Origin of the sequence: Paracoccus aminovorans (genome assembly GCF_900005615.1) — a bacterium.
GTDB classification, from domain to species: Bacteria; Pseudomonadota; Alphaproteobacteria; order Rhodobacterales; family Rhodobacteraceae; genus Paracoccus; species Paracoccus aminovorans.
On record NZ_LN832559.1, the window covers coordinates 1,221,863 to 1,242,367 of the forward strand.

Genomic DNA, 20,505 nt, shown 5'->3' on the forward strand with positions numbered 1-20,505 from the left:
CGACCCGGGGTTGTTCGGAGTGGCGGAATGTTCGATTCCGGGCGCCGGGAACCGTGCGGCTCCGGCGGGGCAGGGAAAGGGAGTGAGGGCCCGAGGCGCGCGCGATGGCGGCGCGGGCACGGCAGGCGCGGGCAGGCGGCGGCGCCGGGTCCGGGCGCCGCCGCGGCCGATCATTCGCCCAGCACCTTGTCGAGCGCGGCCTGCGCGTCGCCGCCGTCGGCGGTGGTCACGCCCGCGAGCCAGGGCTTGACCGCATCGGGATTGGCCTTAAGCCATTTCAGCGCCGCATCCTGCGGCTGCTCGCCGTCGTTCAGGATCAGCCCCATGACCTCGTTTTCCATCGGCAGGGTGAATTCGAGATTCTGCAGGAACTTGCCGACATTGGGGCATTTCTCGGCATAGCCCATGCGCACGTTGGTATCGACGCGCGCGCCGCCGAAGTCGGGACCGAAGACATCGTCCCCGCCCGCCAGGTAGGTCAGCTTGAACTGGGTGTTCATCGGATGCGGCTCCCAGCCCAGGAAGACGACCGGCTTGCCCGCGGCGTCGGCGCGGGCGACCTGCGCCAGCATCCCCTGTTCGCTGCTTTCCAGCACCTCGAAGGTGCCCAGGTCGAACTTGTTCTCGGCCACCATTTCCAGGATCAGGCGGTTGCCGTCGTTGCCCGGCTCGATGGCGTAGATCTTGCCCTCAAGCTCGGCCTTGTGCGCGGCGATCTTGCTGAAATCGTCGATGCCCAGCTTGGCGCCGGCCTCGTTGGTGGCCAGGGTGTATTTCGCGCCGGTCAGGTTGGTGCGCAGCACCTCGACCGTGCCGGCGTCGCGATAGGGCTTCAGGTCGTTTTCCTGGCTGGGCATCCAGTTGCCCAGGAACACGTCAACGTCGTCCTTGGCCATGGCGGTATAGGTCACCGGCAGCGACAGGATCTTGGTCTCGGTCTGGTAGCCCAGGGCCTGCAGCACGGTCGAGGCCAGCCCGGTGGTCGAGCTGATGTCGGTCCAGCCCACGTCCGAGAAGACGACCTTGCGACATTCCATCGGCTCTTCCGCCCATGCGGCCCCGACGGGTCCGAGCGTGGCGGCGAGCCAGGCGACAGCCAATGCTGCGGTGCGGCCAAATGTCATCTTTATCTCCCTGCTTGGTGACTCGTTGCCTGATTAATACTTTTATTGATTGACGAGTCAATCAAAGATCTGTCAGATACGGGTCTATCGCGCGGTTTTTCCCGGCGAAGGTTAAAGGAAACGGCAAAAGGGTGTCCTCTCATGCCCAAACTGGGTGTCGAGCCTATCCGAAAGGCAGCATTAATCAACGCTACCATCGCGACGGTGGGCCGCGCGGGGTCGCTTGACGTGACCGTGGCCCAGATCGCGCGCGAGGCGGGCATGTCCTCGGCGCTGGCCCACCACTATTTCGGCTCGAAGGAACGGATCTTCCTGGCGGCGATGCGGCACATCCTAGCCGGCTATGGCGCGGGCGCCCGCGCGCTGCTGTCCGAATCGCAGTCGCCGCGCGAGCGGTTGAACGCCGTGGTCAAGGCGAATTTCTCGTCGGCGAACTTCGGGCGCGAGACCATCGCCGCCTGGCTGAACTTCTATGCCCTGGCGCTGGTCGAGCCCGAGGCGGCGCGGCTGCTGCGGGTCTATCACCGGCGCCTGCGCTCGAACCTGCTGGTGGCGCTGCGGCCGCTGGCGGGGGCGGGGGCCGAGCGCATCGCCCGCACCCTGGGCGCGCTGATCGACGGGCTTTACCTGCGCGCGGCGCTGTCGAACGACGCCGATGCCGTCGCCGCCGAACGCACGACACTGGACTATCTGGAAAAGGTGCTGCCATGAGCCGTTCTGCCCAACCCGCCGCCAGCCTCTACATCGGCGGCGCGCCTGTCGAAGGCGAAGGCGCCGCGCTGGCGGTGCATTACCCCTATACGGGCGAGGTGATCGCCACCCTGCGCGAGGCGTCCCTGCCGCAGGTCGCGCAGGCCACCGCCGCCGCCGAGGCCGCGCAACCCGCCTGGGCGGCGCTACGCCCGGTCGAGCGCGGCCGGGTGCTGCTGCGCGCCGCCCAGATCATCCGCGAGCGCGGCGAGGAGCTGGCGCGGCTGGAGACGCTGGACACCGGCAAGCCGATCCAGGAAACGCGGGTGGCCGACTGGCCCTCGGGCGCGGATGCGCTGGAGTATTTCGGCGGGCTGGCGCCGACCGTCACCGGTCAGGCGATCCCGCTGGGCGGCGATTTCGTCTATACGATCCGCGAGGCGCTGGGGGTCTGCGCCGGCATCGGCGCCTGGAACTATCCCAGCCAGATCGCCTGCTGGAAGGCGGCGCCGGCCTTGGTCATGGGCAATGCCATGGTGTTCAAGCCCAGCGAGGAAACCCCGCTGGGCGCCCTGAAGCTGGCCGAGATCCTGATCGAGGCCGGGCTGCCGGCCGGCATCTTCAACGTGGTGCAGGGGCGCGGCGCGGTCGGCGCGGCGCTGGTCACCGATCCGCGGGTGGACAAGGTGTCGCTGACCGGCTCGGTCGCCACCGGGCGAAAGGTCTATGCCGCGGCGGCCGAGGGCATGCGCCATGTCACCATGGAACTGGGCGGCAAGTCGCCGCTGATCGTCTTCGACGACGCCGGCCTCGATGACGCGGTGGGGGCGGCGATCCTGGCGAATTTCTATTCCTCGGGGCAGATCTGCTCGAACGGGACCCGGGTCTTCGTGCAAGAGGGCGTCCTGCCGGCCTTTCTGGAGCGGCTTTCCGTCCGGCTGGCGCAGGTGAGGATCGGCGACCCGCTGGACGAAGCGACCCAGTACGGCCCTATCGTCAGCCCGGCCCAGGCCGCGAAGATCCGCGAAGCCATCGGCAAGGGCCAGGCCGAGGGCGCGCGTCTGGTCTGCGGCGGGCCGGGCGAGGGCGCCTTCGTGCCGCCGACGGTCTTTGCCGACGCCTCGGACGAGATGGAGATCGTGCGCGAAGAGATCTTCGGTCCGGTGATGTCGGTGCTGGGATTCGCCACCGAGGACGAGGTCGTCGCCCGCGCCAATGCCACGCCCTACGGGCTGGCGGCCGGGGTCTTCACCCGCGACCTGGCGCGCGGCCACCGGATGGCGGCGGCGTTGCAGGCGGGGACGACCTGGATCAACGCCTATAACCTGACCCCGGTCGAGGCGCCCTTCGGCGGCGTCAAGCTGTCGGGGATCGGGCGCGAGAACTCGGCCGCGGCCATCGAGCATTATTCGCAGCTGAAATCGGTCTATGTCGGCATGGGGGGCGTCGATGCGCCCTATTGAGCGACGTCGCGCCGGCGGGAAGGCCGGCATGAGTATTTGCAGAACGAAGAAGCCCGCAAGGGCGGCGCAAGGAGGCCAAGCATGATTCCCGATTATGTGATCGTCGGTGCCGGGTCGGCCGGCTGCGCGCTGGCCTATCGGCTGGTGATGGCCGGCAAGCGCGTCGATGTCATCGAATATGGCGGCTCGGACATCGGGCCTTTCATCCAGATGCCGGCGGCGCTGTCCTATCCGATGAACATGCGCCGCTACGACTGGGGCTTTTCCTCGGAGCCCGAGGAGCACCTGGGCGGGCGGCGGCTGGTCACGCCGCGCGGCAAGGTCATCGGCGGGTCCTCGTCGATCAACGGCATGGTCTTCGTGCGCGGCCATGCCTGCGACTTCGATTTCTGGGCGGAAAGCGGCGCGCATGGCTGGGCCTATGCCGACGTCCTGCCCTATTTCAAGCGCATGGAGACCTCGCATGGCGCGGTCAGCGCCTATCGCGGCACCGAGGGGCCGCTGCATGTCACGCGCGGTTCGCGCAAGAACCCGCTGTTCAACGCCTTCATCCGCGCCGGCAACGAGGCCGGCTATGCGATGACCGACGATTACAACGGCGCCCGGCAAGAGGGTTTCGGCGCCATGGAGGCCACCATCTGGGAGGGCCGGCGCTGGTCGGCCGCCAATGCCTATCTGCGCCCGGCGCAGGAGACCGGCCTCTTGCGGCTGCGGCGCGGGCTGGCGCAGCGCGTGGTCTTCGAGGATGGCCGCGCGGTCGGCGTCGAGGTCAGGAATACCCGCGGCGTCAACGTGTTCCGGGCCAAACATGAGGTGATCATCTCGGCCAGCTCGATCAATACGCCGAAGATCCTGATGATGTCGGGGATCGGGCCGGCGGACCATCTGCGCGAGCATGGCATCGAGGTCCGGGCGGATCGACCCGGCGTCGGGTCGAACCTGCAGGATCACCTTGAGATCTATATGCAATATACCGCGACCAAGCCGATCACGCTTTACAAGCACTGGAACCTGTGGGGCAAGGGCTCGATCGGGGCGCAATGGATGGCGACCGGGACGGGCTTGGGTGCCTCGAACCAGTTCGAGAGCTGCGGGTTCATCCGCTCGGCCGCCGGGGTGGAATATCCGGACATCCAGTATCACTTCCTGCCGCTGGCGGTGCGTTACGACGGCAAGGCGGCGGCCGAAGGCCATGGCTTCCAGGTCCATGTCGGGCCGATGCGGTCGAAATCGCGCGGTACGGTGCGCCTGAAGTCGAGCGACCCCAAGGAGGCGCCCGCAATCCGCTTCAACTACATGTCCCACGCCGACGACTGGGCCGAGTTCCGCGCCTGTGTGCGGCTGACGCGCGAGATCTTCGAGCAATCGGCCTTTGCCGATTACAAGGGCTACGAGATCCAGCCGGGCGAGGGTGTCGTCACCGACGAGCAGATCGACGCCTTCATCCGTGAGCATGCCGAGTCGGCCTTCCACCCCTGCGGCACCGCCCGCATGGGCCGGGCTGACGACGACATGGCGGTGGTGGACCCCGAGCTGCGGGTGATCGGGGTCGAAGGACTGCGCGTCGCCGACAGCTCGATCTTCCCGCGCATCACCAACGGCAACCTGAACGCGCCCTCGATCATGACCGGCGAAAAGGCCGCCGACCATATCCTGGGCCAAGGCATGCTGGCGCCGCTGAACCTGGCACCCGCCATGGACCCGGACTGGCGGGAAAGGCAGCGTTCGGCCTAGGTTAGTCTGGTTTCCTCGAATCTTTCAGCAGGTCCGCGAGCCCGGCGAAAGGCTTGCGGACCTGTTCGGCTTCCTCGGGTTCGGCGGCGTCCAACGCGGCCCCCTCGGCCCGCGGATAGAGCGGCAGCGCCAGCGACAGTTCCTCGACCATGATCGCCTCGGCGTCGATGAACTGGCCCAGCGGCTCGGTCTCGTCGTCGGGCATCTCGGCCTCGTCGCCCTCGGGGGTGGCGACATGGGGGGAAAACACCCGCTGCACCTCTTCCTGCAAAGTGGTCGCGACCGGGGCCAGGGTGACCACGCAGGGCTGCACCACCTTGGCGTCCAGCTGGCCGGTCACCTCCCAGGCGTCGCTGGCCACTGCGCGGATCCGCCCCGAGAAGCGCAGCCGCGGCAGGGCCGAAAGCCCCAGCTCGTCCGCCAGCGCCTGGCGGGCGGCGGCGTCGGGCGCAAGCGAGAACGCCGTCGGCTGATGCGGATTCAGATGGGCCACCCGGAAGCGGGCCTGCGGAGTCTTGGAAGTCGTCATCGGTGGCCTTTCGCGGGCGGCTTCGCCCTGGGTCTGGATATTCTTGAGCGCGGGGCATGAGTTTGCTAAGCCGGTCGCGCGGCGTCAACAGGCGCGTAGAGGGGCAGAGAGACGATGAAGATTTCCCGGCGGCAGATCATGGCCTTGGCAATGGTCGCACCTCTTGCGCTTTCCGCCTGCCAGGCCACCTATCGCAACCACGGCTATGTTCCGCCCGAAGAGCAGCTGGCCCAGGTCGAGGTCGGCCGGACCGGGCAGGGCGAGCTTGAGGGGCTGATCGGCCGGCCCTCGGCGCAGGGCCTGCTGACCGGCTCGGCCTGGTATTACGTCGGCTCGCGCTGGGAATATTTCGGTGCCCGCGAGCCGCGCGAGGTCAACCGCCAGGTGGTCGCCGTCAGCTTCACCGAATCCGGCACCGTCAGCAATGTCGAGCGGTTCGGGCTGGAGCGCGGCCGCGTGGTGGTGCTGTCGCAGCGCGTCACCGACAGCGGCGTGACCAGCCTGGGGCTGATCCGGCAGCTGTTGGGCAACGTCGGCCGCGTCTCGGCCGGCCAGCTGCTGGACCAGCAATAGGCGGCTCAGGTGTCCGGCACGAAGCGCAGCGCCACGCCGTTGATGCAATAGCGCAGCCCGGTCGGCGGCGGGCCGTCCGGGAAGACATGGCCCAGATGCGCGTCGCAGCGGTGGCAGCGCACCTCGGTCCGGATCATGCCGTGGCTGATGTCGCGGTGTTCGTCGATGCCGCCGCCGGGGCGCGAGAAGCTGGGCCAGCCGCAATGGCTTTCGAACTTGGTGTCGCCGTCGAACAGCCGCGCCCCGCAGCAGACGCATTCGTAATGGCCGGGCCCGTTCGGAAACCCCGGATGCGAGAAGGGCCGTTCCGTTCCCGCCTGCCGGGTGACGCGATAGGTCTCGGGGTCCAGCGCCTGCCGCCATTCCTCGTCGGTCTTGACTATGCGTTCTGACATCTTGCCCTTCAATCCTGCTATGCTGCTGTTACAAGATAGGTGCAGGGAAGGCGGTAACAAGTCGGATCACGGCCGGTCGCGGCCATGCAACGGATCGGGCAGGGCGCCATGATGGGATTTCGCAAGGGCCGTTACGAGGTCGGTTTCGCTGAAACCGCAGGGGAAATCCGCGAGGCGCAGCGCCTGCGCTGGTTGTGCTTCATCGGCCGGGGCCGCCCCGCCGACGCCCCCGAGGCGCTGGACGCCGACGATTACGACGCCCGCTGCACCCATGTACTGATTCGCGAAACCGGCGGCCGGCTGGTCGCCTGCTTTCGCATGATGACGCTTTCGGGCGGGGTCGAGATCGGCGAAAGCTATTCGGCGCGCTATTACAACCTGTCACGTCTGCGCGATTTCGACGGCAAGATGGTCGAGATCGGCCGCTTCTGCATCCACCCCGAGGTGCGGGACCCCGACATCCTGCGCCTGGCCTGGGGCGCGCTGGCGCGGCATGTGGACGAGCAAGGGGTGGCGATGCTCTTCGGCTGCTCCAGCTTCATCGGCACCGACACCCAGGGCTACGAGGACACCTTCGCCATGCTGCGCGAGCGGCATCTGGCGCCGAAGCGCTGGCTGCCGCGGGTGAAGGCGCCGCAGGTGTTCCGCTTTGCCCGCGCGCTGCGCTTGCGCAAGCCCGATCCGCGCCGCGCCGTGGCGGCGATGCCGCCGCTGCTGCGCAGCTACCTGGCCATGGGCGGCTGGGTCAGCGACCACGCGGTGGTGGACCGCCAGCTCGACACGCTGCATGTCTTCACCGGGCTCGAGATCGGCGCCATTCCCCCGGCGCGGGCGAAACTGCTGCGTGCGGCGGGGGCGTAAGCCGGCTTTGCATCCGCCCGGCAAAGCGCCTATGTGCCGGGCCATGAGCGACAGATTTTCCTTTTCCGTCCATGCCACCGACGGCCGCGCCCGAACCGGCGCGATCCGGACCCCGCGGGGCGAGATCCGCACCCCCGCCTTCATGCCGGTGGGCACCGCCGCCACGGTCAAGGCCATGCTGCCCGAATCGGTGCGTGCCACCGGCGCCGACATCCTGCTGGGCAACACCTATCACCTGATGCTGCGCCCCGGGGCCGAGCGCATCGCCCGGCTGGGCGGGCTGCACAAGTTCATGAACTGGGAACGCCCGATCCTGACCGATTCGGGTGGCTTCCAGGTCATGTCTCTGGCCGGGCTGCGCAAGCTGACCGAGGAAGGCGTGACCTTTTCCAGCCATATCGACGGCAGCAAGCACCATCTCTCGCCCGAAACCAGCATGGAGATCCAGCGCCTGCTGGGCTCGGACATCGTCATGGCCTTCGACGAATGCCCGGCGCTGCCGGCCTCCGAGGAGGAGGTGGCGCAATCCATGCGCATGTCGATGCGCTGGGCGCAGCGCAGCCGCGACGCCTTCGGCGACCGGCCGGGCCATGCGCTGTTCGGCATCATGCAGGGCGGCGTCACCCGCGCGTTGCGTGAGGAATCGGCCGAGGCGCTGAAGGCGATCGGTTTCGAGGGCTATGCCATCGGCGGCCTTGCCGTGGGCGAGGGGCAAGAGGCGATGTTCGGCGTCCTCGACTACGCGCCGGGCTTCCTGCCCGCGGACAAGCCGCGCTACCTGATGGGCGTTGGCAAGCCCGACGACATCGTCGGCGCGGTTCTGCGCGGCGTCGACATGATGGATTGCGTGCTGCCCTCGCGCTCCGGACGCACCGGCCAGGCCTGGACCCGGCGCGGCCAGGTCAACATCAAGAACGCCCGCCATGCCGACGACCCGCGCCCGCTGGACGAATCCTGCACCTGCCCTGCCTGCACCGGCTATTCCCGCGCCTATCTGCACCATGTCTTCCGCGCCGGCGAGATGATCTCGGGCATGCTGCTGACCTGGCACAACCTGCATTACTTCCAGGAGCTGATGGCGGGGCTGCGCGATGCGATCTCGCGCGGGGAGCTGGCCGGTTTCGTCGCCCAATTCGAGGCAATGCGAGCACAGGGCGACATAGAACCTTTGTCGAACGCCGGGTAATACCTTGATTTTCTGCAGACCTTCGATAATCCCCAAAGGGAATCGCCGGCGGCGGAACCGCCCTCCTGAAAGAACCCTATGTCCGCAAACGTCACGAACGACCGCAAGGCCGACATCCGCACCCTGACCGCCACCGCCGAGCTGGCCGAGTTCTGCGAACTGGCCAAGGCCCAGCCCTATGTCACGCTGGACACCGAATTCCTGCGCGAGCGCACCTATTACTCGAAGCTCTGCCTGATCCAGGCCGCGCTGCCGCCCGCCTCGGGCAGCAAGGCGGCGGGGGGCACGGCGGTGCTGATCGACCCGCTGGCCGAGGGGCTGTCGCTCGAGCCGCTCTACGACCTGTTCCGCCACAAGGCGACGGTCAAGGTCTTTCACGCCGCCCGCCAGGACCTCGAGATCTTCTTCCACGACGCCGGCGTTTTTCCCGACCCGCTGTTCGACACCCAGATCGCCGCCATGGTCTGCGGCTTCGGCGAACAGGCGGGCTACGAGACCCTGGTCAAGAAGATCGCGCGCCAGCCGCTGGACAAGTCCTCGCGCTTCACCGACTGGTCGCACCGGCCGCTGTCCGAGGCGCAAGCGGCCTATGCGCTGGCCGACGTGACGCATCTGCGGGCGATCTACGAGTTCCTTTCGGCCCAGCTCGACAAGACCGGCCGCGCACCCTGGCTGGGCGAAGAGGTCGCGGTGCTCTTGAACCCGGAAACCTATATCACCCGCCCGGACGAGGCCTGGACCCGGGTGCGGACCCGGTCCGGCTCGCCGCGCTTTCTGGCGGTGGTGCGCGAACTGGCCCGCTTCCGCGAGAACTTCGCGCAGGAACGCGACATCCCGCGCGCGCGGGTGTTCAAGGACGACGCCCTGATCGAGCTTGCCTCGACCAAGCCGCTGACCGAGGCCGACCTGGCCAAGTCGCGGCTGCTGCTGCGCGACGCCCGCCGGGGCGAGATCGCGAACGGCATCCTGGCCGCGGTCAAGGCCGGGCTGGAGACCAAGGACCTGCCGAAGCCCGCCCCCGAGGAACCCGGCCGCCCCGGCAATGCCGCGCTGGCCGACCTGCTGCGGGTGCTGTTGAAGGCCAAGTCGGATGCGGCGGGGGTGGCGCCGCGGCTGATCGCCTCGGCGGCGGAACTGGACGCGCTGGCCTCGGGCGCGCGCGACCTGCCGGCGCTGTCGGGCTGGCGGGCCGAGGTCTTCGGCCAGGACGCGCTGCGGCTTGCGGCGGGCGAGATCGCGCTTTCGGCGCATAACGGCGCTGTGAAAGTGGTGCCGGTCGGCGGCTAGCCGCGCTGCCCCGGGGCATTTGTTTCGCGACGGCATCGCGTCGGATCGTCGAGAACGCACGCGGGGCATGGTCGCCGCGGCGATCCCGTCAGAAGGCGATGTGCAACTGTTCAGGCTTCATGCCGGCCGGCGCCGCTGCCGCCAAGCGTGGGGCGAACAATACCGGCCAAGGCAGCGCAAAGGCTTCATGCCGCAATCGGGGGCCTCGGGCAGGGCGCTGCTGCCCGCCCGACAGGTTGCTGAAAAACGCCTTGCGACGAAAGAGTCCGGGCCGAAAGCCCGGAGATTCGCCTCAATTCGGCCGACAATGCCCAGTCTTCATGTCGATCCGCATCCGAATCCACGGCGATTCCGCCCGGCACCCTTCGGCACCCTTTTTCGGCAGCCTGCCGAACACGGCGGGCCTGCCGGGCTGAAGGGGTCTGCGGCCGAAAAACCCCCGAGAAGGATCGCGTTATTTTCGGGAAGCCTTTTCCTCGATCCCCGAACGCCCCTCGCGCCGGTCGAGTTCATGTTCCACCTCGGCCAGCGTCACGCCGCGCGCCGCCAGCATGACCAGCAGGTGGTAAAGCGTATCGGCGGCCTCGGCGATCAGCTTGTCGCGGTCGCCCTTGACCGCCTCGATGATCGCCTCGATGGCCTCTTCGCCGAATTTCTCGGCGCATTTCTCGGGGCCTTTCGCCAGCAGCTTGGCGGTCCAGCTCGATTCGGGATCGGCGGATTTCCGTTCCTCGACGGTCTCGGCCAAGCGCTGCAATCCGCTCATGTCAGCCTCACGGGAATGCCGGCGGCGACCAGATGCTCCTTGGCCTCACGCACGGTGAAGGTTCCGAAATGGAAGATCGAGGCCGCCAGCACGGCGCTGGCATGGCCTTCCAGCACGCCCTCGGCCAGATGCTCCAGCGCGCCGACCCCGCCCGAAGCGATCACCGGCACGTTCACCGCATCGGCCACGGCGCGGGTCAGCGGGATGTTGAAACCCGCCTTGGTGCCGTCGCGGTCCATGCTGGTCAGCAGGATTTCGCCCGCGCCCTTGGCGGCGACGGTGCGCGCGAAATCCACCGCGTCGATGCCGGTGGGCTTGCGGCCGCCATGGGTGAAGATCTCCCACTTGCCGGGCGCCACGGTCTTGGCGTCGATGGCGCAGACGATGCACTGGCTGCCGAAGCGGTCGGCGGCCTCGGCGATCACGTCGGGGTTCGCCACGGCGGCCGAGTTGAAGCTGACCTTGTCGGCCCCGGCCAGCAGCAGGTCGCGCACGTCCTTGTGGCTGCGCACCCCGCCGCCGACGGTCAGCGGCACGAAACAGGCCTCGGCGGTGCGGGTCACCAGGTCGTACATGGTGCCGCGATTCTCATGCGTGGCATGGATGTCGAGGAAACAGATCTCGTCCGCGCCGGCGGCGTCATAGGCGCGCGCCGCCTCGACCGGGTCGCCGGCATCGACGAGATCGACGAAGTTCACGCCCTTGACCACGCGGCCATCGGCGACATCCAGACAGGGGATCACACGGGTCTTCAGCATGGCGCCTTGTTACCTCGCCCGGCGCCGTCAGGCCAGCGCCTTCAGCGCGGCGTTCAGGTCGATGGCGCCGTCATAGAGCGCCCGGCCCGAGATCGCCCCGGCGATGACGCCGGTGTCGCGCAGCGCCAGCAGGTCCTGCATCGAGGAAACCCCGCCCGAGGCGATGATCGGAACGCTGACGGCGCGCGCCAATGCCTCGGTGGCGGCAAGGTTCGGCCCCTGCATGGCGCCGTCGCGGTCGATGTCGGTATAGATGATCGCGGCCACGCCGGCGTCCTGGAAGCGATGCGCCAGGTCGACGGCCGTCACGTCGGTCTCCTCGGCCCAGCCGCGCGTCGCCACCCGGCCGCCGCGGGCGTCGATGCCGACGGCGATCTTGCCGGGAAAGGCCATCGCCGCCTCGCGCACCAGGTCGGGCTGTTCGACCGCGACCGTGCCCAGGATCACCCGCGCCAGCCCGCGGTCCAGCCAGGCTTCGATGGTCGCCATGTCGCGGATGCCGCCCCCCAGCTGGGCCGGCACGTCGATGGCGGCCAGGATCGCCTCGACCGCGGCGGCGTTCACCGGCTTGCCGGCAAAGGCGCCGTTCAGGTCGACCAGATGCAGCCACTCCGCCCCGGCGTCCTGAAAGGCGCGGGCCTGGGCGGCGGGGTCCGAACCGAAGACGGTCGCCGCCTCCATGTCGCCGCGCAGCAGGCGCACGCAATTGCCGTCCTTGAGGTCGATCGCGGGATAAAGGATCATCGCATCTCTCCTGATAGCGTGGCGCCCCTTTGCCACAGCCGGCGCGGATCCGAAAGGCCCGAGGCCCCGGGCCGCGACCTCACGTCAGGCTTGATCGGCGGCGGCGGGCGCCCGCATCCTGCGCCGGATCACAACCCCAGGGGAGGGGAATCACCATGAGAACACTGGCTCTTGCCGCATCGCTCGTGCTCGCCGCCGCCGCCGCCCAGGCCGAAGGCATCGGCGGCATCTTCCAGACCCAGGCCAATGACGACGGCAATGTCGGCATGGTCCAGTTCTACGACTGCGGCGGCAAGTATTGCGGCAAGCTGATCAAGAGCTTCGACAGGGCGGGCAAAGAGATCGCCTCGCCCCATACCGGCAAGAACATCGTCGCCGGCATGGGCGATGACGGCGGCGGCAAGTTCTCGGGCGGCACGATCTGGGACCCGGGCGCCGACAAGACCTACAAGTCGAAGATGCAACTCGACGGCAAGACGCTGAACGTGTCGGGCTGCATCGCGGTCTTTTGCAAGACGCAGCGCTGGATCCGGGTCAAGTAGTCCGCACCGTCGGCTTCTTTGCTCGAAAAATACCTCGGGGGACGCCTTTCCAGCCCCGTCGAGGGGCCGGAAAGGCGGGGGGCGGAGCCCCCGCCCGCGCCTCTCAGGGGCGCCAGCGCAGGAAATTCGCGATGATGCGCAGCCCGACCGCCTGCGACTTCTCGGGATGGAACTGGGTGCCGACGATATTGTCGCGGCCCACCACCGCCGTCACCGGACCGCCATAATCGGCACGCGCCAGCAGATGGGTCGGATCGGCGACCCGGAACTGCCAGCTGTGCACGAAATAGGCGTGATCGCCGGTGGCGATGCCATCAAGCAGCGGATGCGGGCGCAGCACCTCGAGATCGTTCCAGCCCATATGCGGCACCTTCAGTCCCGGTGCGTCGATGGCGTCGATCCGGCCCCCGATCCAGCCCAGGCCGGGGGTGTCGCGGTATTCGTGGCCCATATCGGCCAGCATCTGCATGCCGACGCAGATGCCCATGAAGGGCACGGCGCGGTCCAGGACCGCCTCGCGCAGGGCCTCGACCATGCCCGGCACCGCGTCCAGCGCCGCCCGGCAGGCCGGAAAGGCGCCGTCGCCGGGCAGGACGATGCGTTCGGCGCGCGCGACCACCGCGGGGTCCGAGGTCACCACCACCTCGACTCCAGCCTCGCGCCCCATCAGCGCGAAGGCCTTTTCCGCCGAATGCAGGTTGCCGCTGTCGTAATCGACCAGCGCGACGCGCATCACAGCGCCCCCTTGGTCGAGGGCAGCACGCCGGCCATGCGCGGGTCCGGCTCGACCGCCTCGCGCAGCGCGCGGGCCACGGCCTTGAAGGCGGCCTCGGCGATGTGATGCGAATTCAGCCCGTGGATGCGGTCCACATGCAGCGTGATCCCGCCATGGGTCGCGAGCGCCTGGAAGAATTCCCGCACCAGCTCGGTGTCGAAGCGGCCGATCTGCGCCGTCGGAAAATCGACGTTCCAGACCAGGAAGGGCCGCGCCGACAGATCCAGCGCCGCCCGCACCAGCGCATCGTCCATCGCCAGGTGGAAGGAACCATAGCGGCGGATGCCCTTCTTGTCCCCCAGCGCCTGGACCAGCGCCTTGCCCAGCGCGATGCCGGTGTCCTCGACCGTATGGTGGTCGTCGATATGCAGGTCGCCCTGCGCCCGAACGGTCATGTCGATCAGCGAATGCCGCGACAGTTGGTCCAGCATGTGATCGAAGAAGCCGACGCCGGTCTGATTGTCGTAACGGCCGGTGCCGTCCAGGTCGATCTCGACCTCGATCCGCGTCTCGGCCGTGTCGCGGGTGATCTTTGCGCGGCGCATCTGGGGTCTCTCCTCATGCAGGCTCGCCGCCTTATAGGACCCGATCCGGCGGCTGAAAAGCGCGGGTTGCGGCGGGAAACCCCCGCCGTCCTTGTCATATGGCCCATGGGGTGCCAAAAAGTGACGAGCGATGCCCGAGGATAATCGACCCGGAAGGAGCCCGGCCGATGAGAGACGACCTGAACGCCAGCGAGAAGCGGCTGGCCGCCGCCCTGGACCGCATCGACCGGCTGATCGACCGGGCGGTTCGGCCCGGTCCCGAGAACGGCGACGGCGAATCCGGCCTGGACGACAGCCGGGCCGAGAATCGGCGCCTGTCGCAGGAGCTGGCGGCGCTGCACGAGCGCCAATCGGCAACCCTGGCCGCCTGCGAGGCGCGGCTGGCCGAGGCGCATGAGCGCCTGGTCGCCGCCGGACAGGAGGCGGCGCGCCTGTCGGCCGCGAACGAGGACCTGGCCCGCGCCAACCGCGCCCTGATCGACGCCGCCGATCTGCCGCAGGACGAGGCCCGACGCGCGCTGGAGGCCGAGATCGAATCGCTGCGCGCCGCCCGCGCCGCCGAGATGGCCCAGATGGGCGACATCATCGACACGCTGGACCGCATGGCCGGTGCCGATGTCGATGCGGGCGATGCGGCGGACCGTGCATGGCCGGGCGCCGCGCCGGCGACCGAACCCGCCGAAAGCGAAAGGGGCTGAACATGGCCGAAGTGGATTTCTCGATCGGTCACAAGGCCTATACCCTGACCTGCCAGGAGGGCGAGGAGCGGCTGCTGAAGCGCGCCGCCGCGCTGCTGGATGCCGAGGCGCAGGTGATCCTGGAACAGGCCGGCCGGATGCCCGAGCCGCGGCTGCTGTTGCTGGCGGGGCTGATGCTGGCCGACCGCACCTCGGCGCTGGAGGATCGCGCCGCGGCCGCCGAGCGCGAACTGGCGCGGCTGAAGAGCAACCCGCAGCGGGTCGAGGTGCCGGTGGTGCCCGAAAGCCTGCTCGAGGGCATGGCCGAACTGGCCGCCCGTGCCGAGGCGCTGGCCCAGAAGGCCGAGGACCAGCTGCCAGGCTGAGCGCCGGTTGCGCGGCCGCTTGAGTATTTGGGGAACGAAGAAGCGCGGGTGACGGCCTAGCCCAGCCGCAGGACCATGGCGCCCGCGGCGATCAGGCCGGCGGCGGCGATCCGGTTCCGGCCCAGCCTTTCATGCAGGACCAGGCCCGAGATGGCGGTGCCGAACAGGATCGAGGTCTCGCGCAGGGCCGAGACCGTCGCCACCGGCGCCAGCGTCATCGCCCAGAGCGCCAGCCCGTAGGAGGCCGAGGTGCCGATGCCTCCGATCAGCCCCGTGCGGGCGTGGCGGGCCAGATAGGCGGCGAAGTCCTGCCGCCGGCGCGCCAGCGCCCAGGCCAGGAAAGGCAGGCCGGTCAGCAGGAAGATCCAGAAGGCGTAGCCCGCCGGGGCCCCCGACAGCCGCACGCCGACGCCATCGACCAGCGTATAGCTGGCGATCACCACCGCGTTGAGCAGCGCCAGCGGCAGGCCGCGGCTGTCGCCGCCCCGGCCCGCCGCCGCCATGCCCAGCACGCCCGCGCAGATGATGGCGATGCCCAGCACCGCTGGCGGGCTGAGGCTTTCGTGGAGCAGGATGATGCTGGCCAGCGCCACCAGCAGCGGCGCCGCGCCGCGCATCACCGGATAGGCGAGGCTCATGTCCGCGACATGGTAGATCCGCGCGACCAGCACGAAATAGCCGCACTGCAACAGCACCGAACCCAGGATATAGGGCCAGCTTGCCGGCGCCGGCTGCGCCAGGAAGGGCAGGGCCGCCGCAGCGATGGCCGAGGCGAAGACCGCGATCAGCGCCGTGGACAGTAGCTTGTCGCGACCCCCTTTGACGATGGCGTTCCAGCCGGCATGCAGCGCGGCCGCAAAAAGCACCGTGGCAAAGGCTGTCAGGCTCATGTCGCGCTTGGCTCCGCTGTCGCTTTCTGGCGGGGCAGGCTGGAACAAAGCCTTTGGGGTCGCAAGGGAAAGCCGGTCGCGAAGTCCTGATTCCGGTGGCGCGGATCGTCGCGGCAGAGGTGGAGAGCGGTGCGATGCTGCGAAATTACTATATAAGTGTCTGATATATATAGATATTAAAAACGATAGGGAAACGCGTCTTTTTTCTTGAAATAAACGATAAACCCTGTCGTAATTAAGGACATGAAGAAGCCCGTGACAGGGCGTCGAAGAAGGAAGGCAACATGATCCGCACCATTCGCGTGACCGACAGCCAGCTGGCCCATGGCCGCGTGATTCGCCGTTATCTGGACGGCCGGCTGACGGTCGATGACGGAACCAAGCGCATGACCGGCTATCCGCTGAGGGCCGGTTTCTGGGATCGTTGCTTCGGCTTGCGGCGTGCGATGGGCGTCGCGGTGACGGTCGCAGGACTTGGCCTGGCCGGGCAGGTCCATGCCGACAACAGTCTGCTCAACGTCAGCTACGACCCGACGCGCGAGCTTTACCGCGACGTGAATGCCGCCTTTGCCGCGAAATGGCAGGCCGACGGCCATCCGGCGCCGCAGATCGAGACCTCGCATGGCGGTTCCGGCGCGCAGGCGCGGGCGGTCATCGACGGGCTCAAGGCGCAGGTGGTGACGCTGGCGCTGGCCTCGGACATCGACAAGATCGCCGAAAAGGGGCTTCTGCCCGAGGACTGGCAGTCGCGCCTGCCGCACAACAGCTCGCCCTATACCTCGACCATCGTCTTCCTGGTGCGCGAGGGCAATCCGAAGAGCATCAAGGACTGGGGCGACCTGGTCAAGGAAGGCGTCGAGGTCATCACCCCGAACCCCAAGACCTCGGGCGGGGCGCGCTGGAACTATCTTGCCGCCTGGGCCTGGGCGCAGAAGAACGGCAAGGATCCCAAGGAATTCGTGCATGATCTCTTCGCCCATGTGCCGGTGCTGGACAGCGGCGCGCGCGGCTCGACCACGACCTTCACCCAGCGCGAGATCGGCGACGTGCTGCTGGCCTGGGAGAACGAGGCCTATCTGGCGCTGAACGAGCTGGGCGAGGATCAGTTCGACATCGTGGTGCCTTCGGTCTCGATCCTGGCCGAGCCGCCGGTCGCGGTGGTGGACAAGAACATCGCCGATGACGAGCAGAAGGCGCTGGCCGACGGCTATCTGGACTTCCTCTATTCGCCCGAGGGGCAGGCGCTGGCCTTCAAGCACTATTACCGCGCCTGGGACACCAGCGCCGCCAATCCGGACGACGTGGCCCGTTTCCCCAAGCTCGACCTGGTGACCATCGCCGATTTCGGCGGCTGGAAGCAGGCCCAGCCCGAGCATTTCGGCGACGGCGGCACCTTCGACCAGATCTATTCCGGGAAGTAGGCGATGCAGGCTTTGCGCATCCAGAAATCTCCCATGCCCGGCTTTGCGCTGGGTATGGGCATTACGCTGACCATGCTGTCGCTGATCGTGATCCTGCCGGTCGGCGCACTGCTGGCCCAGGGGGCGAGCTACGGCATCGAGGGCGTCTGGCAGACGGTGAACACGCCGCGGGTCTGGGCGGCGCTTTATCTGTCGTTCCGGCTGGCGTTTTTCGCGGCGTTGTTCAACCTGGTCTTCGGCACGCTGCTGGCCTGGGTGCTGGCGCGCTATGAATTTCCCGGCCGGCGGCTGGTCGATGCGATGGTGGACCTGCCTTTCGCCCTGCCGACGGCGGTGGCGGGCATCGCGCTGACCGCGCTTTATGCGCCGAACGGCGTCTTCGGCAGCGTCGCCAAGGCGCTGGGCGTCAAGATCGCCTATACGCAATGGGGCATTCTGATCGCGCTTATCTTCGTCGGCCTGCCCTTCGTCACCCGCACCGTGCAGCCGGTGATCGCCGAGATCGAGCGCGAGGTTGAGGAGGCCAGCGCCACCCTGGGCGCCAGCCGGTTCTACACGCTGTATCGGGTGATCCTGCCGATGCTGATGCCGGCCGCGCTGACCGGCTTCGCGCTGTCGCTGGCGCGGGCTGTCGGCGAATACGGCTCGGTCATCTTCATCGCCGGCAACCTGCCGCTGAAGACCGAGATCGCGCCCCTGCTGATCGTCATCAAGCTGGAGGAATTCGACTATGACGGTGCGGCGGCCATCGGCATCGCCATGCTGCTGATCTCGTTCACCATGCTTCTGGCCATCAACCTGATCCAGATCTGGAGCCGCCGGAGGATTGGCCATGTCTGATACGCAAGCCCCCGCCAAGTGGCGCCCGGTGACCGAGGAAAGCCGCCCGGCCCGCATTGCGCTGATCGCCGTAGCCCTGGTCGGGCTTGGCATCCTGGTGCTGGCGCCGCTGGCCGTGGTCTTTGCCGAGGCCCTGGCCAAGGGCGCGGGCGCCGCCATCGCCTCGCTGGGGAACCGCGACGCGCAATCGGCGATCCGGCTGACGCTGCTGGTCGCGGCCATCGCCGTGCCGCTGAACGCGGTCTTCGGCATCGCCGCCGCCTGGACCATCACCAAGTTCGACTTTCGGGGCAAGGCGTTCCTGATCACGCTGATCGACCTGCCGTTCTCGGTCTCGCCGGTCGTCGCCGGGCTGGCGCTGGTGCTGCTGTTCGGCACCAACAGCCTGATCGGCGGCTGGCTGGTCGCGCAGGGCTTTCCGATCATCTTTGCGCTGCCGGGGATCGTGCTGGCCTCGGTCTTCGTCACCTTCCCCTTCGTCGCGCGCGAGCTGATCCCGGTGATGATAGAGCAGGGCCGGGCCGAGGAGGAGGCGGCGCTGACGCTGGGCGCCTCGGGCTGGCGGGTGTTCCGCACCGTGACGCTGCCGAACATCAAATGGGCGCTGCTGTACGGGGTGCTGCTGTGCAACGCCCGCGCCATGGGCGAGTTCGGTGCCGTGGCCGTGGTCTCGGGCAAGATCCGCGGCGTCACCGCCACCATGCCGATCACCATCGAGATGATGTATAACGAGTATCTTTCGGTGGCGGCCTTTTCGCTGGCTGCCGTGCTGGCGGCCCTGGGCCTGCTGACGCTGGCGCTGAAGACCGTGCTGGAATGGCGCCACGCCGACCAGCTTGCCGCAACCCGCAGACATTGAGGTGTCCGATGCATATCGAGATCGACGAGATCGCCAAGGAATTCGGCGCCACCACGGCGCTGAAGCCGGTCAGCCTGGCCATCCCCTCGGGGGCGCTGGTGGCGCTGCTCGGACCCTCGGGTTCGGGCAAGACCACGCTTCTGCGCATCCTGGGCGGGCTGGAGTTTCCGAGTTCCGGCCGGGTGCTGTTCGACGGCCAGGACGCGACCGGCATGACTGTGCAAGAGCGGCGCGCGGGCTTCGTGTTCCAGAGCTATGCGCTGTTCAAGCACATGACGGTGTTCGAGAACATCGCCTATGGGCTGCGCGCCCGGCCGCGCGCCTCGCGCCCGCCCGCGGCCGAGATCCAGCGCCGGGTGTCGAAGCTCTTGGACCTGATCCAGCTGCCGCAGATCGCCAGGCGCTTCCCGAGCCAGCTGTCGGGCGGCCAGCGCCAGCGCGTCGCCCTGGCGCGCGCCTTGGCCATCGAGCCGCGCATGCTGCTGCTCGACGAGCCCTTCGGTGCGCTTGACGCCCGCGTGCGCAAGGAGCTGCGCCAGGGCCTGCGCGAGATCCACGACACCACCGGCCTGACCACGGTCTTCGTCACCCATGACCAGGACGAGGCCATGGAGCTTGCCGACCTTGTGGTGGTGATGTCCATGGGCCGGATCGAGCAGATCGGCCGGCCGCAGGACATCCGCGCCCGCCCGGCGACGCCCTTCGTGCGCGAATTCATCGAGGCCTGAGCCGCGTTCCTGCCCTTGCCGGGGTATTGGGAAAACAGAGAAAGCCCCCGTTTGCGCCCGGCCGGCGCACGGGGGCTTTTCGCCGCGCTGCGGCGTGACTAGATCGGCTGCGACGCATAACGAGGGACGACATGGAACACCTGATCGAACGCAGCCTTTTCGCCAGCCGCTGGCTGATGGCGCCGATGTATGTCGGCTTGTCGCTGTCGCTTCTGTTGCTGCTCTGGGTCTTTGGCCTGGAGTTCTGGCATCTGCTGCAGATCCTGCCGGTGATGAAGGTGAACGACGCGGTGCTGGGGGTGCTGGCGCTGATCGACCTGAGCCTGGCGGCGAATCTGCTGCTGATCGTGATCTTTTCCGGCTACGAGAATTTCGTCAGCCGCATGAACCTGAGCGAACACGAGGACCGGCCGGAATGGCAGGGCGAGGTCGATTTCTCGGGGCTGAAGCTGAAGCTGGTGGCCTCGATCGTGGCGATCTCGGGCATCCACCTGCTGAAGGTGTTCATGGATGTCGGCAAATATGCCCCCGACCAGATCCGCTGGATGGTGGTGATCCACCTGGTCTTCGTCGTCTCGGGTGTGCTGCTGGCGGCGATGGACTGGATCTCGAACCACGGCAAGGGGTTAAAGAAGCGCGCGCCCAAGGCGTGATCGCGCCGCCTGTGGCGCGGATGCATGGGTATTTGGAAAACGGAAAGGGGCGGTGGCGTCGCCTGATGGGCGGCGCCCG

At 68.0% G+C, this 20,505-nt stretch carries 24 protein-coding genes; 15 read left to right on the top strand and 9 right to left on the bottom strand.

What is annotated here, in order from left to right:
• Nucleotides 1-170: 170 nt before the first annotated feature.
• Complete coding sequence (choX, locus tag JCM7685_RS06195; protein WP_074966544.1) at nucleotides 171-1,124, bottom strand: choline ABC transporter substrate-binding protein; 954 nt, start codon at nucleotides 1,122-1,124, stop codon at nucleotides 171-173.
• 141 nt (nucleotides 1,125-1,265) lie between these two features.
• Between choX and betI the strand changes: the two genes are divergently transcribed.
• The 3 genes from betI (at nucleotide 1,266) to betA (ending at nucleotide 5,011) form a co-directional block, all read left to right on the top strand.
• Nucleotides 1,266-1,835, top strand: a complete 570-nt coding sequence (gene betI, locus JCM7685_RS06200) for a choline-binding transcriptional repressor BetI (protein ID WP_074966545.1) — start codon at nucleotides 1,266-1,268, stop codon at nucleotides 1,833-1,835.
• Nucleotides 1,832-3,277 (top strand): betaine-aldehyde dehydrogenase, encoded by a 1,446-nt coding sequence (gene betB / locus JCM7685_RS06205; RefSeq protein ID WP_074966546.1) that lies wholly within the window; start codon nucleotides 1,832-1,834, stop codon nucleotides 3,275-3,277. Before betI ends, betB begins: the two co-directional genes overlap by 4 nt.
• A gap of 81 nt (nucleotides 3,278-3,358) precedes the next feature.
• Nucleotides 3,359-5,011, top strand: a complete 1,653-nt coding sequence (betA, locus tag JCM7685_RS06210) for a choline dehydrogenase (protein ID WP_074966547.1) — start codon at nucleotides 3,359-3,361, stop codon at nucleotides 5,009-5,011.
• A 1-nt stretch (nucleotide 5,012) separates the two neighbouring features.
• Here betA and JCM7685_RS06215 read toward each other — a convergent pair whose 3' ends face one another.
• Complete coding sequence (locus JCM7685_RS06215; RefSeq protein ID WP_074966548.1) at nucleotides 5,013-5,540, bottom strand: YceD family protein; 528 nt, start codon at nucleotides 5,538-5,540, stop codon at nucleotides 5,013-5,015.
• Between the two features lie 114 nt (nucleotides 5,541-5,654).
• Here JCM7685_RS06215 and JCM7685_RS06220 point away from each other — a divergent pair, with 114 nt between their 5' ends.
• Nucleotides 5,655-6,113 carry an outer membrane protein assembly factor BamE gene (locus JCM7685_RS06220; protein WP_074966549.1) on the top strand — a complete coding sequence of 153 codons (459 nt, stop codon included), beginning with the start codon at nucleotides 5,655-5,657 and terminating at the stop codon, nucleotides 6,111-6,113.
• Between the two features lie 5 nt (nucleotides 6,114-6,118).
• On the opposite strand, the gene msrB is transcribed toward JCM7685_RS06220, so the two are convergent.
• On the bottom strand, nucleotides 6,119-6,508 hold the full coding sequence (msrB, locus tag JCM7685_RS06225; RefSeq protein WP_074966609.1) for a peptide-methionine (R)-S-oxide reductase MsrB: 390 nt from the start codon (nucleotides 6,506-6,508) through the stop codon (nucleotides 6,119-6,121).
• Nucleotides 6,509-6,616: 108 nt separating this feature from the next.
• On the opposite strand from msrB, the gene JCM7685_RS06230 reads away from it, so the two are divergent.
• The 3 genes from JCM7685_RS06230 (at nucleotide 6,617) to rnd (ending at nucleotide 9,842) form a co-directional block, all read left to right on the top strand.
• Nucleotides 6,617-7,369 (top strand): GNAT family N-acetyltransferase, encoded by a 753-nt coding sequence (locus tag JCM7685_RS06230; RefSeq protein WP_074966610.1) that lies wholly within the window; start codon nucleotides 6,617-6,619, stop codon nucleotides 7,367-7,369.
• 43 nt (nucleotides 7,370-7,412) lie between these two features.
• Nucleotides 7,413-8,555, top strand: a complete 1,143-nt coding sequence (gene tgt, locus JCM7685_RS06235; protein ID WP_074966550.1) for a tRNA guanosine(34) transglycosylase Tgt — start codon at nucleotides 7,413-7,415, stop codon at nucleotides 8,553-8,555.
• Between the two features lie 114 nt (nucleotides 8,556-8,669).
• Nucleotides 8,670-9,842, top strand: coding sequence for a ribonuclease D (rnd, locus tag JCM7685_RS06240; RefSeq protein WP_074966611.1), 1,173 nt, complete (start codon nucleotides 8,670-8,672; stop codon nucleotides 9,840-9,842).
• Between the two features lie 454 nt (nucleotides 9,843-10,296).
• Here the strand turns inward: rnd and JCM7685_RS06245 are convergent, their stop codons facing one another.
• The 3 genes from JCM7685_RS06245 to hisA are packed head-to-tail and all read right to left on the bottom strand — an operon-like array spanning nucleotide 10,297 to nucleotide 12,110.
• Nucleotides 10,297-10,608, bottom strand: coding sequence for a phosphoribosyl-ATP diphosphatase (locus JCM7685_RS06245; protein WP_074966551.1), 312 nt, complete (start codon nucleotides 10,606-10,608; stop codon nucleotides 10,297-10,299).
• Nucleotides 10,605-11,366 carry an imidazole glycerol phosphate synthase subunit HisF gene (gene hisF, locus JCM7685_RS06250; protein WP_074966552.1) on the bottom strand — a complete coding sequence of 254 codons (762 nt, stop codon included), beginning with the start codon at nucleotides 11,364-11,366 and terminating at the stop codon, nucleotides 10,605-10,607. The genes JCM7685_RS06245 and hisF overlap by 4 nt, the downstream gene beginning before the upstream one ends.
• Nucleotides 11,367-11,393: 27 nt before the next feature.
• Nucleotides 11,394-12,110: a 1-(5-phosphoribosyl)-5-[(5-phosphoribosylamino)methylideneamino]imidazole-4-carboxamide isomerase gene (gene hisA / locus JCM7685_RS06255; RefSeq protein WP_074966553.1), complete on the bottom strand. Its 717-nt coding sequence runs from the start codon at nucleotides 12,108-12,110 to the stop codon at nucleotides 11,394-11,396.
• Between the two features lie 155 nt (nucleotides 12,111-12,265).
• Between hisA and JCM7685_RS06260 the strand changes: the two genes are divergently transcribed.
• Nucleotides 12,266-12,652, top strand: coding sequence for a DUF2147 domain-containing protein (locus tag JCM7685_RS06260; protein WP_074966554.1), 387 nt, complete (start codon nucleotides 12,266-12,268; stop codon nucleotides 12,650-12,652).
• A gap of 103 nt (nucleotides 12,653-12,755) precedes the next feature.
• On the opposite strand, the gene hisH is transcribed toward JCM7685_RS06260, so the two are convergent.
• A complete protein-coding gene (gene hisH / locus JCM7685_RS06265; RefSeq protein ID WP_074966555.1) occupies nucleotides 12,756-13,385 on the bottom strand; it encodes an imidazole glycerol phosphate synthase subunit HisH in 630 nt (209 codons plus the stop codon).
• Entirely contained in the window at nucleotides 13,385-13,972 is a 588-nt protein-coding gene (gene hisB, locus JCM7685_RS06270; RefSeq protein ID WP_074966556.1) for an imidazoleglycerol-phosphate dehydratase HisB, read from the bottom strand. The genes hisH and hisB overlap by 1 nt, the downstream gene beginning before the upstream one ends.
• 167 nt (nucleotides 13,973-14,139) lie before the next feature.
• On the opposite strand from hisB, the gene JCM7685_RS06275 reads away from it, so the two are divergent.
• A complete protein-coding gene (locus JCM7685_RS06275; RefSeq protein ID WP_231964692.1) occupies nucleotides 14,140-14,670 on the top strand; it encodes a hypothetical protein in 531 nt (176 codons plus the stop codon).
• 2 nt (nucleotides 14,671-14,672) lie between these two features.
• A complete protein-coding gene (gene zapA, locus JCM7685_RS06280; RefSeq protein WP_074966557.1) occupies nucleotides 14,673-15,035 on the top strand; it encodes a cell division protein ZapA in 363 nt (120 codons plus the stop codon).
• A gap of 56 nt (nucleotides 15,036-15,091) precedes the next feature.
• Here the strand turns inward: zapA and JCM7685_RS06285 are convergent, their stop codons facing one another.
• Nucleotides 15,092-15,925 carry an SMR family transporter gene (locus JCM7685_RS06285; RefSeq protein WP_074966558.1) on the bottom strand — a complete coding sequence of 278 codons (834 nt, stop codon included), beginning with the start codon at nucleotides 15,923-15,925 and terminating at the stop codon, nucleotides 15,092-15,094.
• Nucleotides 15,926-16,209: 284 nt separating this feature from the next.
• Between JCM7685_RS06285 and JCM7685_RS06290 the strand changes: the two genes are divergently transcribed.
• From JCM7685_RS06290 to JCM7685_RS06310, 5 genes are all read left to right on the top strand, one after another.
• Nucleotides 16,210-17,346 carry a sulfate ABC transporter substrate-binding protein gene (locus JCM7685_RS06290; protein WP_074966559.1) on the top strand — a complete coding sequence of 379 codons (1,137 nt, stop codon included), beginning with the start codon at nucleotides 16,210-16,212 and terminating at the stop codon, nucleotides 17,344-17,346.
• A 3-nt stretch (nucleotides 17,347-17,349) separates the two neighbouring features.
• Nucleotides 17,350-18,186, top strand: coding sequence for a sulfate ABC transporter permease subunit CysT (gene cysT, locus JCM7685_RS06295; RefSeq protein ID WP_074966560.1), 837 nt, complete (start codon nucleotides 17,350-17,352; stop codon nucleotides 18,184-18,186).
• Entirely contained in the window at nucleotides 18,179-19,045 is an 867-nt protein-coding gene (gene cysW, locus JCM7685_RS06300; RefSeq protein WP_074966561.1) for a sulfate ABC transporter permease subunit CysW, read from the top strand. Before cysT ends, cysW begins: the two co-directional genes overlap by 8 nt.
• Nucleotides 19,046-19,053: 8 nt before the next feature.
• A complete protein-coding gene (locus JCM7685_RS06305) occupies nucleotides 19,054-19,773 on the top strand; it encodes a sulfate/molybdate ABC transporter ATP-binding protein (protein WP_074966562.1) in 720 nt (239 codons plus the stop codon).
• 131 nt (nucleotides 19,774-19,904) lie between these two features.
• Nucleotides 19,905-20,426: a TIGR00645 family protein gene (locus JCM7685_RS06310; RefSeq protein ID WP_074966563.1), complete on the top strand. Its 522-nt coding sequence runs from the start codon at nucleotides 19,905-19,907 to the stop codon at nucleotides 20,424-20,426.
• The last annotated feature ends 79 nt before the right edge of the window (nucleotides 20,427-20,505 follow it).